This is a genomic window from Streptomyces sp. NPDC048462, assembly GCF_043200175.1.
Classification (GTDB): domain Bacteria; phylum Actinomycetota; class Actinomycetes; order Streptomycetales; family Streptomycetaceae; genus Streptomyces.
In genome coordinates this window covers 1-12,866 of sequence record NZ_JBICXG010000040.1, presented here as the reverse complement: position 1 = coordinate 12,866, position 12,866 = coordinate 1, and the positions used below count along the sequence as shown (strand labels likewise).

Annotated in this window: 13 protein-coding genes and 1 pseudogene; 8 read left to right on the top strand and 6 right to left on the bottom strand. The window is 69.0% G+C overall.

Translation table 11 applies throughout. From position 1 onward, the window contains the following. The first annotated feature begins 124 nt into the window (after positions 1-124). Together ACGFU6_RS36620 and ACGFU6_RS36615 are read left to right on the top strand one after the other, a co-directional pair. The gene (locus tag ACGFU6_RS36620) at positions 125-406 is read left to right on the top strand and encodes a type II toxin-antitoxin system Phd/YefM family antitoxin (RefSeq protein ID WP_393616891.1); all 282 of its coding nucleotides are present in this window, start codon (positions 125-127) and stop codon (positions 404-406) included. Continuing rightward, positions 403-657 carry a Txe/YoeB family addiction module toxin gene (locus tag ACGFU6_RS36615; RefSeq protein WP_393616890.1) on the top strand — a complete coding sequence of 85 codons (255 nt, stop codon included), beginning with the start codon at positions 403-405 and terminating at the stop codon, positions 655-657. Before ACGFU6_RS36620 ends, ACGFU6_RS36615 begins: the two co-directional genes overlap by 4 nt. 459 nt (positions 658-1,116) lie before the next feature. On the opposite strand, the gene ACGFU6_RS36610 is transcribed toward ACGFU6_RS36615, so the two are convergent. Further along, positions 1,117-1,461 (bottom strand): hypothetical protein, encoded by a 345-nt coding sequence (locus ACGFU6_RS36610; protein WP_393616889.1) that lies wholly within the window; start codon positions 1,459-1,461, stop codon positions 1,117-1,119. Between the two features lie 268 nt (positions 1,462-1,729). Beyond that, complete coding sequence (locus ACGFU6_RS36605) at positions 1,730-2,620, bottom strand: LysR family transcriptional regulator (RefSeq protein ID WP_393616888.1); 891 nt, start codon at positions 2,618-2,620, stop codon at positions 1,730-1,732. A 135-nt stretch (positions 2,621-2,755) separates the two neighbouring features. Here ACGFU6_RS36605 and ACGFU6_RS36600 point away from each other — a divergent pair, with 135 nt between their 5' ends. Both ACGFU6_RS36600 and ACGFU6_RS36595 read left to right on the top strand, forming a co-directional pair. Continuing rightward, complete coding sequence (locus ACGFU6_RS36600) at positions 2,756-3,229, top strand: nuclear transport factor 2 family protein (protein WP_393616887.1); 474 nt, start codon at positions 2,756-2,758, stop codon at positions 3,227-3,229. Between the two features lie 156 nt (positions 3,230-3,385). Further along, positions 3,386-3,769 (top strand): DoxX family protein, encoded by a 384-nt coding sequence (locus tag ACGFU6_RS36595; protein ID WP_393616886.1) that lies wholly within the window; start codon positions 3,386-3,388, stop codon positions 3,767-3,769. Between the two features lie 43 nt (positions 3,770-3,812). Here ACGFU6_RS36595 and ACGFU6_RS36590 read toward each other — a convergent pair whose 3' ends face one another. After that, a complete protein-coding gene (locus ACGFU6_RS36590) occupies positions 3,813-4,013 on the bottom strand; it encodes a hypothetical protein (RefSeq protein ID WP_393616885.1) in 201 nt (66 codons plus the stop codon). Between the two features lie 149 nt (positions 4,014-4,162). After that, the gene (locus ACGFU6_RS36585) at positions 4,163-5,071 is read right to left on the bottom strand and encodes a recombinase family protein (RefSeq protein ID WP_393616884.1); all 909 of its coding nucleotides are present in this window, start codon (positions 5,069-5,071) and stop codon (positions 4,163-4,165) included. A 401-nt stretch (positions 5,072-5,472) separates the two neighbouring features. On the opposite strand from ACGFU6_RS36585, the gene ACGFU6_RS36580 reads away from it, so the two are divergent. Then, on the top strand, positions 5,473-6,714 hold the full coding sequence (locus tag ACGFU6_RS36580; RefSeq protein WP_393616883.1) for a hypothetical protein: 1,242 nt from the start codon (positions 5,473-5,475) through the stop codon (positions 6,712-6,714). 80 nt (positions 6,715-6,794) lie between these two features. After that, positions 6,795-7,604: a DUF6461 domain-containing protein gene (locus tag ACGFU6_RS36575; protein ID WP_393616882.1), complete on the top strand. Its 810-nt coding sequence runs from the start codon at positions 6,795-6,797 to the stop codon at positions 7,602-7,604. A 99-nt stretch (positions 7,605-7,703) separates the two neighbouring features. Here the strand turns inward: ACGFU6_RS36575 and ACGFU6_RS36570 are convergent, their stop codons facing one another. Beyond that, positions 7,704-9,539, bottom strand: coding sequence for a Tn3 family transposase (locus ACGFU6_RS36570; RefSeq protein WP_393616881.1), 1,836 nt, complete (start codon positions 9,537-9,539; stop codon positions 7,704-7,706). 128 nt (positions 9,540-9,667) lie between these two features. Beyond that, the gene (locus ACGFU6_RS36565) at positions 9,668-10,543 is read right to left on the bottom strand and encodes a helix-turn-helix transcriptional regulator (RefSeq protein ID WP_393616880.1); all 876 of its coding nucleotides are present in this window, start codon (positions 10,541-10,543) and stop codon (positions 9,668-9,670) included. A 127-nt stretch (positions 10,544-10,670) separates the two neighbouring features. On the opposite strand from ACGFU6_RS36565, the pseudogene ACGFU6_RS36560 reads away from it, so the two are divergent. Together ACGFU6_RS36560 and ACGFU6_RS36555 are read left to right on the top strand one after the other, a co-directional pair. After that, positions 10,671-11,666 (top strand): annotated as a pseudogene (locus ACGFU6_RS36560) (aldo/keto reductase). A 182-nt stretch (positions 11,667-11,848) separates the two neighbouring features. Beyond that, a complete protein-coding gene (locus ACGFU6_RS36555) occupies positions 11,849-12,673 on the top strand; it encodes an oxidoreductase (protein WP_393616879.1) in 825 nt (274 codons plus the stop codon). Positions 12,674-12,866 lie beyond the last annotated feature (193 nt).

The window sequence follows — 12,866 nt, the reverse complement described above, 5'->3', positions numbered from 1 at the left end:
CCCATGACGTTCCCCGGGCTGGGATGGCGCTGGGGGATTTGTTACCCCGTCAGCTACCAGGCCCCACCGAAGGGCGTCGAGAGTGGTACGTTATTGCGTACCACATGATGGGAAGGGTCAAGTCATGTCGATAACCGCGAGCGAAGCCCGCAAGGCTCTCTTTCCGCTGATCAAGCAGGTCAACGACGATCACGAGGCCATCGAGATCGTGTCCAAGCACGGGAACGCCGTGCTCGTCTCGGCCGAGGACTACGCGGCACTGCGCGAGGGCTCGTACCTACTGCGCTCGCCCGCGAACGCACGGCGACTGCTCAAGGCGTACGAGAACGCCCTGGGAAACGTCAACGTGTCGGAGCGCGTGCTGATCGATCCGGATGCAGCGGACTCTGATGCGGGTGCCGAGTGAGGCTTGTCTTCGAGGACCAGGGCTGGGAGGACTACACGTCCTGGCTCAAGAACGACCGCAAAATGCTCACTCGGATCAACAAGCTCATCGTGGACGTCAAACGCGACCCCTTCGCGGGCATCGGCAAGCCGGAGCCGCTGAAGTATCACTTGCCCGGGGCGTGGTCGAGGCGGATCGACGACGAGCATCGTCTCGTCTACTTGGTCACGGACAAGGAGATCGTGATTCTGGCAGCTCGTTACCACTACTGAGTACCGCACGGTCTCAAGCGCTACTCGGTATGAGGATCAGCGTTGGTGATCAAGTAAGCAGAGGTGGCGGCGAGTGTGCGGGCGAATTCCGTGACCGCCTTGCTGTCCAGATGCTTGAGACAGGCGTGAAGCTCCTCCCCCCACTCAGGGCGGAACCTGTATGCGAGCCAATGCCCCTCTCTGTGCATGCACGGCTCAATGGTCACGAGAGCGTCCAGCCCCGGTGACGGAAACACAGGGATGCCCCAAAGGCTTTTCGTTCCACGGAGTCCGGTGCGAACCGACTCTGGCCGAGCAACAGGGCAGGGTCCACGAGCCGTCCGGCCGCCTCGCACCAGTCAGTCGCATAACCCCAGACCTCCGAGTTCTGCGTGACCCTGAAGTCCCGGGCCGGGGTCGATCCGCCGAGGTCGAGTGCCTGAACGAGTGGCTGATTGGTGATGTAGCCGACCGTCCGAGTCAGCTCGCCGAGGGAGGCGTCCGCGCCGAGCAGGGAGAGCTGCGGGCCGAGGCGCCGCACTTGATCCGAGCGCCGCCCGCTTGGGGGACGAAGGTGAGGGAGAGCCGCACCAGGTGGTGCTCGTAGAGGGCTGCCTGTTCCTCGGCGTACCGGGCGAGCTCGGGGTCTGCGGCGAGTTCGTCGGGGGGCAGCCGGACGGAGTGCGGTCCGCCTAGCCGGAAGCGGCCGGCGAGGGCCTCGGGCTCGGCGCCCTCCGCGGGTCCTTGTCCGGTTCCTCGCGCGGGGTCATCGGCGCTCAGGACTATGTCGTACGTCGTTAACCGAGGATCAGTGAGCTCGATCACCAGCCACCCTTTCAGGGACGGAGGAGGCCGGGATGGACCGCGGAGCCGTGGCGCCGGACAGCGTGCAGGTGTTGACGGCTCTTCCGAGATGTCCCCGCGTGTCCCCCAGGTGCGCAAAAGGTCACCCATAGTGGGTCGTTGGGGGGGGGTGGAACTTGCAACTCACAGATGTCCGGCCGATCGGACGCCGGTGCCGGACGACCGGCCGGGGGATGTCGGACGGGCGGCCCGGCCGTGGGAAGGCTCCACCGCGTCGACGTTCCGCCTTCTACAGCGCGGTCGGGCCGAGGGCGGCCGCTGTCCGGGCCAGGGCGTGGAGGGCCGGGTTGTCGGTGCTGGTGCGCCAGGTGAGCGCCCATTCGAGGGCGGGGGCGTCGTGGAGGGGGAGGAAGACGATGCCGGGGGGCTTGTTGTAGCGGGCGGCGATCTCGCCCAGGACGTGGACGCAGTGCCCGGCGGCGACCAGGGAGAGGATCTCGTGGAAGGTCCGTGCGGCCGGGCCCCGGGGGATGCGGCGGCCGAGCGGGGTGCGGTGGGGGACCATGGCGGCGACCCAGTACTCGGGGGGCTCGGGGCCCAGGTCGACGACCTGGTTGTCGGCGAGGTCCTCCAGGGACGCGGCGCCGCGCGCGACGAGCGGGTGGTCTGCGGACACGGCCAGCACGCGGCCTCCGGTGAGGACGGTGGGGCCGACGGTGAGGTCCGGTTCGGCGACGGGCAGCCACAGCACGTGCGCGTCGTGCTTCCCGTCGCGCAGGGCGGTGAACGCGTCGTTGCCGTTGATCTCGCCGAACTGGATGTCGCAGCCGGGATGACGCACGCGGAACGCGTCCACGAGGGGCCGCAGTTCGTGTCCGGCGTGGCCGAAGACGCCCAGGCGCAGGGTCCGGCCCGCGCCGAGGCCCGCCGCTTGGGCGCGGGCGAGTCCTGCGTGGAGGAGATCGACGGCCTGCTGGAGGTCTTCGCGCAGCCGTCGGCCGACCGGGGTCAGGGTCACGCGCCGGCTGGTGCGGTCGAACAGGGTCACGCCCAGGCGCCGTTCCTGTTTGCCGATGGCCTGGCTGACGCGGGCCTGGGAAACGTGGAGCCGTTGCGCCGTGCGGCCGAAGTGCAGCTCCTCGGCCAGCGTCAGGAAGATGTCGATGTCCCGAAGCTCCATGCATAACCCCCGTGTTATGGACCGCCCCACGGGCTCGTCCTTGTTCCGCCTCTGACATGCATCGATGCTGGACACACCATCCACAGGGCAGGCGAACGGCGCCTGGCCGACGCATCGATGAGGCAGGGAGTCCCGATGAGCAGTCTGCAGGCGGTCGCCGATCGAGTCGAGATCGAGGCGCTGTGCGCCGAGGTCACCGATGCGGTGATGATGCGCGAGTTCGACCGCTTCGCCTCGCTGTTCACACCCGACGGTGCCATGCGGTGGCCGCACATCGGCAAGGAGTTCGTCGGCCGCGAGGAGATCCGCGAGGCGATCGAGTGGGGCCAGGGGCTGTGGGAGTTCTTCGTGCAGACCGTCCACCCCGGTGCCGTCCGGATCGACGGCGACACCGCGCGGGGACGCGTGTACATCCACGAGTTCGGGCGGATGCGTGACGGCAGTTCGCACGGCAACTGGGCCCTGTACCACGACCGTTACCGGCGTACCCCCGACGGCTGGAAGTTCAGCGAACGCGTCTACGAGGTCAGGTACGCCGACGCCACGCCGCTCACAGGGGCGCCGGCTTCGCATCCCGGGCCCGTGCGCCACGAGCCCGGGCAGCTCTGACGATCACCTGCGTTTGATGCCGATGCCGATGCCGATGCCGATGCCGATGCCGACGTCGGCATCGGCATCGGCGTCGATGCCGACGTTCATCGGCCGGCAGCCGCTTCACGTCGCTCACTTCCCGCAAGGCCGTCACACAGGACCAGGAGTCCACCCATGAACCTCACCCTCTGGATCGCCGCCGGACTACTGGCCGCGGTCGCCCTCGCCGGCGGCATCAGCAAGACCTTCGTTCCCAGGGCCAGGCTGGCCGCACAGCACGGAGGGGAGTGGACGCGGGATGTCGGCGCGGGTTACATCAAGACCCTGGGCGTCCTCGAACTCCTGGCGGCGGCAGGCCTGATCCTGCCTGCCGCGCTCGACACGGCACCGGTGATGGTGCCGGTGACGGCCGGCTGCTGGGTCGTCCTCATGACCGGCGCGATGATCACCCACGGGCGCCTCGGTCAGCCCGGGCTGGTGCTGCTGAACTCCGTCTATCTCGCCCTGGCCGTCCTCACGGCCTGGGGACGCTTCGGGCCCTGGTCCTTCGGCGGCTGAGGGCGGGGGACGGCTGCCGACGGGTACGAGGACGGGCCTCCCGTCACTGCTCGCGGTTCATCAGGCTGAGCACGGTGCGGACGAGGGCGGTGAGGGTGCCGTCGGTGAGGGGCTTCTTCTCGAGGCGGAACTCGACGGTGTTGCGTCCGTCGTCGCGCTTGAAGCGGAAGTTGACGTGCAGGCGGAGGAAGGTGAGGACGCCGGTGAGGACGGTGAGGTCCGAGACGAGGCCCGCGCCGCCCATCTGGTCGTCCTGTGTCGGGTCGGCCAGGATCTCCGCGACCAGCTTCCGCGCGCCCTCCTCGGGGTCCCAGTAGTTCTCGCGGAGAAAACAACGCTATGCGGCTGCGGTCCAGCTCAGACGGCAGATCAGCGTAGCCGCAGCGGGGCTGTTCACCGGTCCAGGGTGCTGACGCGGTTCTCGTACTCGCGGCGGGCCTTGCGCTGGGCCGGGATCGACGCCGGGGCGTCGAGCGGCTGGCAGCGGCTGAGGAGTTGGCGATGGACCGCGGGCACGGCGGGGACGCGGAGCGTGTAGCCCTGGCCGCGTCGTACGGCGACGCCCTGGTCGAGCGCGGCGCGCTCGGCGTCGTCGAGTTCGGCGGCGCGGAGGTAGTCAGCGACCTTGCCCGGCATGTCGAGGGTGACCGGCACCTCTGGAGCCGGGGCGGGCGCTGCGTCGGGGGTGTGGTCGGGCATGAGGTCGGCGACGGCAGTACGGATGGCGCCGCGGCTGACGTGGTGGTCTCGGGCCAGGGCGGCGATGGACCGGCCTTCCAGGTAGGCGGCGCGTACGGCGACGGCCGTCGCCGCGGTGACCACGGGGCGGCGTCCGCCCTTGTTGCCCTTGGCTTCGGCGGCCCGCAGTCCGTCGAAGGTCAGCTCCCTCTGCAGGTCGCGCTGGAGTTCGCCAGCGGCCGCGAGGGTCTGCACCATGAACTTCACCGTGGACACCAATTCTCCGGTGCGCGGGTGACGGGCGGTGAGGTCCATCGCGGAGAACGCGCCGTCGTGGATCTGCAGGGCGAGGCGCTCGCGGTGCAGGACGTCGAGCACGTCGAGGATGTGGCCGGTGCCGCGCACGAGGCGGAACATCTCGGAGACGTGGACGACATCGCCGGGCCGCGCGTACGTCAGAAGCTCGGCGAACTTCGTCCGCTGGAGCGGGTGGAGGCGGCTAGAGGTGCCGGCCTCTTCCTCGAAGACGACCGGCTCGTCGATCCCGGCCCCGGTAAGGACGAGGTTCTGCCGGTCGGTCGACTGCTGGTCGGTCGAGACCCGCTTGTAGACCAGGTTCGCCATCTTGGGGCCCTTCCATACGGTGGATCGGATCTTGCCTGTCGTCTAACCCTGTCATCAACGGCCATCGGACCCGATTGGATTCGCACCGCCCCGAACCCCAGAAAATCCAGGGTCGATTGGACGCACACCCGGCCTGTCGTCATTCGATCGTTTGCCGACACTCGCAAAGCGCATGGACCGCCTGTCCGCAAGACCGTTACGTAGGCCAAGAATCGAACGTCGAGCGCCGTCCTTCAGCCAGTCCCCGCGCGTATGCGACTTCCATCCGTAGGGTCCCTCACGACGCCCGCACATTTGTGCGGATAACATGAATCATTGTTCCGCGGACGGAAACTGATGAATCGCCACACTGGCGAATACTCTCGGCAGCCGCATCGCTGGCAGCAGTAGCCTCCCTCGCCGTGGCCGGTAGTGCCACGGCCGCCGACCAGGGGCAGCAGCCTGAGAACAGACAGCAGGCGCTCGGCGCGATCAAGCCTGTTGACCTCCCGTCAGCGGAGCCTGAACAGAACCAAGTGAAGGTCTCCACCGGCGAGTCATGCTCCCCCATCGCGTCCTCCGCCCGGGCTGCGTTGGGCGGCGCGGTCAAGGCATGCGTCGAGACCAAGCCGCTGGAGAGCGCCAGCACCGTCGCCGCGCGGACTGCCGAGCAGGTCGCCGCTGCTGAAGCCTGCGCCATCACTCAGCCGGGCTACTGGGGCTGGACCCGGACCGGTGGGATCTGTCTGAACGGTATGCAGACCACATACACGCTCTACAGCGACAAGGGCGCAGTCCTCGGCACCGGCCGGATGGATGTCAAGAGCAGCATGGACCTCAGTTCCACCAGCACCACCTGGAACGAGCTGCTCACCGTCAAGGTGACCGCCGTGACCGGCCAGGTGAAGAACCTCAACATCGCCTTCGACGTGAACTGCACCTCCGCCTGCTCTCCGACCAGCAACCGCCCCTGGGCCGGGGCGAAGACGCTGGGTCTCGGTGCTCAAGCGTCGGGTTCGGTGACCTACAAAAGCAACGTGGCATCGGGTACGCGGGACAGCTTCCAGACCAAGTACCACATGTACGTCACCACCACCGGCAGCATCCCCACGCAGCCGAACGTGAACTGGGACAGCCCGGCCGAGGCGAAGCTCCGCTGCGACGCCGAGTTGTCCACGCCCGGCTGCGTCATTCCCGAGCGGCGGGCCTACCTGGAGTACTCGCTCTCCGACCCGAAGCACGGTTCGGCCGCCGCCGTCTACAGCTTCGCTCAGGGCTACCTGCGTGACTGGGCCCCGTTGAGCCGGGCAGATGGCCTCTCTGCCGCCAACCGTGCACGCACGTGCGGTTCCCAGAGCAGCGACCCGTTCGTGCCCATGCCCGACTACGTCCCGAACGACTCGTGTGACGAATTCCCCTTCGCCGGCTCGTTCGAGGGGGGAACCGACGGTGCCCAGTGCGCTGACATCCTCCCGCTCTACGAGAACGGCCAGTGGATGATCTACGAGGCCCGCGCTGACAAACCGGTCACCTGCACCGAGCCGTGCGTGCGTGGCCACGTCGCCCTGGACGCCAACGAGTCCGCTGGCGGCAAGTACGGTGCGTTCGTCAAGAACCAGCGCGTCCTCGACACCGAAAAGTACAACGTCAACATCGTCGCCTGACACACTTCACAGCACCACCACGGTGGGGCCCCGAGGATGGCTCTCGGGGCCCCGACCCGTAGCAGCCAGAGGAGACACTCGTGGAAGACTCCACGACCAGGCCGTGGGCATGGGCCAAAGATCCGCACGCCGTGATGTGGTGCGTGACCTTCACCCGCGGCATCACGCCGGAAGACGTGCTCGCCCGGTACGGGGCTGACACACCAACCGCCCAGGTCCTCACCCGACAGCAAGCCGCCCAGCTGAACGACAGCAGCCTGCCGGAGGGATCAGTTCTGCGTGCCGGGGCGCTGGGTAACTGGTCGTTCTGCTTTGAGGACTACGGGGTCATGGGCATAATGCCAGGCCCCCTGTCCGCACTGTCCCACCGCACAGAGACCTTCAGCGTCCTGCTCGGCGGGGACGGCATGAACGGCTTCGCTCACTGGCGTGACGGACAGTGCACCGAGCGGTTCGAGCCCGGCTTCACCCACACCAAACCGAATCCACCGCACCCCTGGTGGGATGCGGTGCAGGAACGACTCGATGCATCGAGCGAGGAGTACCCCGGCCTGGTTCCCGTACTGGGAGCCGTAGCCCACCACACCGGGGCCGAACTCGACGCCGACACCGTCAACGGCCCGCTGCTCACCCTGCGGCTCGAAGACAGCAGTCGAACCCCCGACCCCCCGACCCCCCACCCCGTCCCCACCCTGCAGCCCCGAGGCCGCCAGGGCGCATGCTGGGCCGACCGGCCCTGCCTGGGACGCCCCTGCCGCCTGCCATGCGGCGCGCCCCCAACGTCCCCACCATTCAGCACACATACGGCACCAAGACCGAGGAATAGAGAAGACTGGTCCCTGCGCCGCCGGCTCAGGTTCGGGCCGGTACTCACCGCACGGAAGAACTGACCTTGGCTCACGCGTCCGTTCGCTCCTCGGCCAGCTCCCCAGGCGCCGACACGCCCAACCCGACTGCCTTTGGCGCTGTTTGGTGCGCGGTCATGCGCCCTACAGCCCGGCTCCGGGCTCGTCGACGGACACGGTCCGCAGGGGCCGGTGGCCCTGGTCGTCGAGCTGGGCGAGTTCTCGGTCGTAGTCGACGGTGATGGAGCCGTAGTAGTTGACCGCCGAGCTGCGGGCCGGGGAGATGTGGGCCAGGACCTCGGCGTCCACCTCACGGCCAGCACCGCGCAGTTCGCCCACGGCCAGGCCCATGTACTCGGTGTGCCAGCACACGACCGCGTTGGTCACGACGGTCAGGCACCACGCCTGCGCGTTCTGCTGCTCGGGCTGGCGCCGACTCACCTTGCCTTCGCGGGCGTAGTGGAGCTGACGGCGCAGCGCGTGGATCGACTCGCCCTTGTTCAGCTGCCTCGCGATCTTGCGCCGGTACACCGGATCGGACAGATACTTCGCCGCGTAGATCGTCCTGCGGATCGCTCCGTACTCCTTGAGCGCCGCAGCGAGCGCGTTCTGCCGGGAGGACGCGGAGAGCTTGCCGACGATCAGGGAGACGGTGGCGTGCCCGTACTTGAGCGATCCGGCGAGGCGGAGCAGGTCGTCCCAGTGGTCGGCGACCAGGTCGAGGTTGGCCTTCTTCGTCAGCAGCGGCCCCGCAGTGGGGAAGCGTTCCTCGTAGTCGTCCTTTCCGCCCATCCGGTACAGGGTGATCTTGCCGAGGTCTCGGATGCGCGGGGAGAGCTGCTTGCCGACCAGGTCGAACAGGGCGAAGTTGACCAGGGTCACGCCGTGCGTGTCGGTGGCGTGCTCGGTGATCGGCAGGTCGGTGGCGTTGCCGAGGATCTCGTCGAGCACGTAGTGGGCCTCGCGGTGGGTGGCGACGATGACCTTCGTGCCGAAGGTGGAGTGCTGGTCGGAGACGTGCGTGTAGGTGGAGATGCCCTCGTTCACGAAGTACTTGTTCAGGTGCCGCGCGGTGATCGACTTGCCGCGGGTGGGGAACCTCTGTCCGTCCGAGGACGACAGGGTGCCGGAGCCGAACATCGCGGTCATGGGCAGCTGGTGGTGGTAGTTGACCAGGCAGATGTTCGCCTCGCGCAGCGTGTCCTCGCGGATGTACCACTCTGCGGTCCACGCCAGCACGTCGTAGGGGATGCCGCAGGAGGAGGCCATCCCGTGCAGCCCCATGTTCGTGGACAGTCCGATCAGGCAGGCGATCAGATTCCGCTTGAGCTGCGGCGAGCGGGCCTGCTTGCCGCCGGCGTGTGTGAAGCAGTCCAGGAAGCCGGTGTGCCGGTCCATCTCCACCAGCAGCGAGACGATCGGCACGTTCGGCAGCATCCGCTCCAGCTCGCCGTGCAGTTCCTCGGCCTCGGACGGGATGTCTTCCGCGGTGAGCGGCGAGATCACCAGCTCGCCCGCGTCGTTGAGCCGGACCGGCCCGTCACCCTGCTTGAGGGTGCCCTCCAGGTCGGTGAGAGCCTCGTCCAGTTCGTCCATCACCAGCGGCAACGCCTCGGAGGCGTCGGGGCTCTTCCCGACCAGACGGCAGAACTCGGCCCGGTGCGTGACCCACTGGGCGGGCTTGAACAGGTAGGCAGCCGGGTTGTCGTAGCGGCGCGAGCCGGGCACGTACACGTCCCCCGAGCGCAGCCCGTCGCGCAGCGCGAGCAGCGTGCACAGCTCCCAGTAGTGCCGGTAGGCGGTCGCGTCCCCCTTCGCCGCGGCCTCATCCAGGTAGCCCTGAAAGCGGGTCGGGACGAACAGCGTCGGGGCGCCGTCGGGGACGTTGCGGGCGCCGGTGGCGTTCAGCTCCCGCAGGATCTGAAGGGCCTCGATCAGCGGCGTCGCGGGCGCGCACCCCTGCCTGTCGGGTGCGAGCAAGTAACCAAGGAATGTAGGGGTGTTGAAGGTCGTGCACCGGCCACGGAGCCGTACACGGTTGCGGATGCGGGCCCGGATGCGCACGCGCGTACGGCTCCGACCGGGCGGCCGGTCACCGGTCCGGCAGGTCAGCCGGCGGGCGGGTCGGTGCGCTCGGAGTGCTCGCTTGGCTCGGTGGGGAACGACTGGGTGCCGAGTACCCGCAGCAGGTCCAGCCGCTCGCGGGTCTCGGGGTCCGCCGGGGTGAGGACCAGCAGCTGCTGGCGCTGGTCCGGAGTGAGCAGGGTCTCGCAGTCCATGAGCATCGGTCCCACCCGGGGATGCAGGATGATCTTGCGGTCGGCGCGCCGGACCGCCACCTCGTGCTCGTCCCACAGCCGGCCGAAGTCCGCACTCGCGGCCCGCAGCCGATCGACCAGACCGGTGACCGTCGGGTCGCCGGAGCGGCGGCCGGCCGCGGCGCGCAGGTCCGCCACCAGCTGGCGGGCGTGATGCTCCCGTTCCATTGCCGGAGCGCCGCTACGGGCGGCCGGGTCGGTGAACCAGCGGTAGACGGTGTAGCGGCGGTCGCCGGTGAAATCGGCATCGCCCGTGAGCAGGGCGGACGTCCGGTTCTGGGCGAGGATCTCGCCCAGGTCGGACAGGACCATGGCGGGGGTCTCGCCGAGGAGATCGATCATGCGGATCAGGCCGGCGCGGGCCGGCCGGTCGGCCCCGCCGGCGGGCGGCGGCTGGTGACCGGCCAGGTGGAACAGGTGGGCGCGCTCGTCATCGGACAGCCGCAGCGCCCGGGCCAGGGCGCCCAGGAGCTGCACCGTGGGCTGGCTGCTGCGGCCCTGTTCCAGGCGGACGACGTAGTCCGTGGACATGCCCGCGAGCATGGCCACCTCCTCCCGGCGCAGGCCACTGGTGCGGCGGCGCGGGCCGGCGGTGACGCCCGCCTCCGAGGGACGGATCGCCTCGCGACGGCGGCGCAGGAAGTCGGCGAGCTGTTCACGTTGCATACCTCCATGGTCGCGCCCGGACGGCAGACCATCCAGGGAGCGCCGCTCCCTGGATGAACGCTCCTCTCCCGTGCACGGCTGATCCCGCCCACAGTGGAAGGAAGGACCGACGACGAAGGAGAGCGCGATGCAGACGCGAACCCTGGGCCACAGCGGCCCGACCGTTTCCGCCCTGGGCCTGGGAGCCATGGGCATGTCCGGTGCGTACGGCGAGGCGGACCGCGCGGAGAGCATCGCCACGGTGCACGCCGCGCTGGACGCCGGTGTGACGCTGATCGACACGGGCGACTTCTACGCCATGGGCCACAACGAACTGCTGCTCGCCGAGGCGCTGCGCGGCCGTGACCGGGACAGCTACCGGCTGAGCGTCAAATTCGGCATGCTGCGCGGGCCCGGCCCGGCGTTCGGCGGGCAGGACTGCCGCCCCGAGGCGGTCAAGAACTTCCTGGCCTACTCGCTGACCCGGCTGGGCGTCGACCACATCGACGTATACCGGCCGGCCCGGCTGGACCCGGAGGTCCCGATCGAGGAGACGGTGGGCGCGATCAAGGAGATGATCGACGCCGGACACGTGCGCCACCTGGGCCTCTCAGAGGTCGACGCGGCGACGATCCGCCGGGCGCACGCCGTGCACCCGGTCGCCGACCTGTAGATCGAGTACTCGTTGATCTCCCGCGCGGTGGAGGCACAGATCCTGCCCACCCTGCGGGAGCTGGGCATCGGGATGACCGCGTACGGCGTTCTGAGCCGGGGCCTGATCTCCGGGCACTGGTCGGCCGGCCACGCCGCAGGGCCCGGCGATGCGCGCGGGCACAGTCCCCGGTTCTCGGCGGCCAACGTGGATCACAACCTCGCCCTCGTCGAGGCGCTGCGCCGGGTTGCCGGGGCGAAGGGCTGCACCGTCGCCCAGCTGGCCATCGCGTGGGTGGCCGCACAGGGTGAGGACATCGTGCCCCTGGTCGGCGCGCGCACCCGTGAACGGCTGGCCGAGGCGCTGCCCGCGCTCGACGTGCGCCTCACCGCCGACGACCTCGCCGAGATCGAGAAGGCGGTTCCGCTCGGCGCGGCCCGCGGAGACCGGTACCCGTCCGCCTTCATGTCCGGCCTCGGCGCGGGCAACTGAGAGGCGGCATAGGAATTCCCTATAGCGTCTGCTGCCTTTTCGTCTTTGTCCCGCGCTCCATTTCGGTCGTACCGTGAACCAGCTCGACGGGATAAGCGCCGCCATTTCTTCGGAATTCGCGCCCTGCGCACGGCGAACCGTCCCGTCGAGCGGACTCACCAACGATCGAGAGGGCCGGTGGCATGACCACAGTCGAGAATGGATCAGGGAAAGAATCCGTGCAGGAATCCGGGAACGGATCGGGGACTCCGGAACTCGCCGGAAAGCGGGCTCTGGTCACGGGCGGTTCCCGCGGAATCGGGGCGGCCGTCGTGCGCCAGCTCCTGGACGCGGGCGCCGAGGTCCTGACGACCGCCAGGTCGGCGACGGGCACCGTGCCGGACGGCGCCCGGTTCGTCGCGGCCGACGTGCGGACACGGGCCGGGGCGGAGGCGCTCGCCGCGACGGCGCGGGAGGTGCTCGGCGGGGTGGACATCCTGGTTCACAACGCGGGCGGCGCGCGGCCCCACGAAGGCGCTCTGGCCATCTCCGACGAGGAGTGGCAGGACGCGCTGGACCTGAACTTCCTGGCGTCGGTACGGCTGGACTCGCTGCTGGTGCCGGGGATGCGGGACCGCGGTTCGGGGCGGATCGTGCACATCTCCTCGGCGGCGGTCCTCACCCCGGTCGGGCCGTTCCTGCACTACGTGGCGGCGAAGGCGGCGCTGGAGAAGTACAGCCAGGGCCTGGCGGTGGAGCTGGCCCCGTTCGGAATCCGGGTGAACGCCGTGTCGCCCGGCAGGACCGCCACTCCGGGCGGCGAGGCGACCCGCGAACAGTGGGCGGAGGTGTCCGCGCGCATGGGAGGGGCGCCCGGTCCGACCAACGCAGCCGACACCACGCCGCTGGGGCGCGACGGCCGGGCCGAGGACATCGCCGACGCGGTGCTGTTCCTGCTTTCCGACCGGGCGCAGTGGCTGACGGCGAGCAATCTCATCGTGGACGGCGGAGAATTCCCCAGGGGCTGAGCCCCGCGGTATTCCTGTTCCGTGATTCCGATTCCCTGGTTCCGCTTCCGGCCGATTCGGGAAATGCGGCGGAACCTGCCGTCTTTTCGCCGGCCTTCAGAGCTCGTAACACGATCTTGTTGATGTTGGCTGGTGAGGCGTAACCGGTGTGATGATTCGGCCGTTCGTGAGGGTGTGGGTACTCGACCGTGGA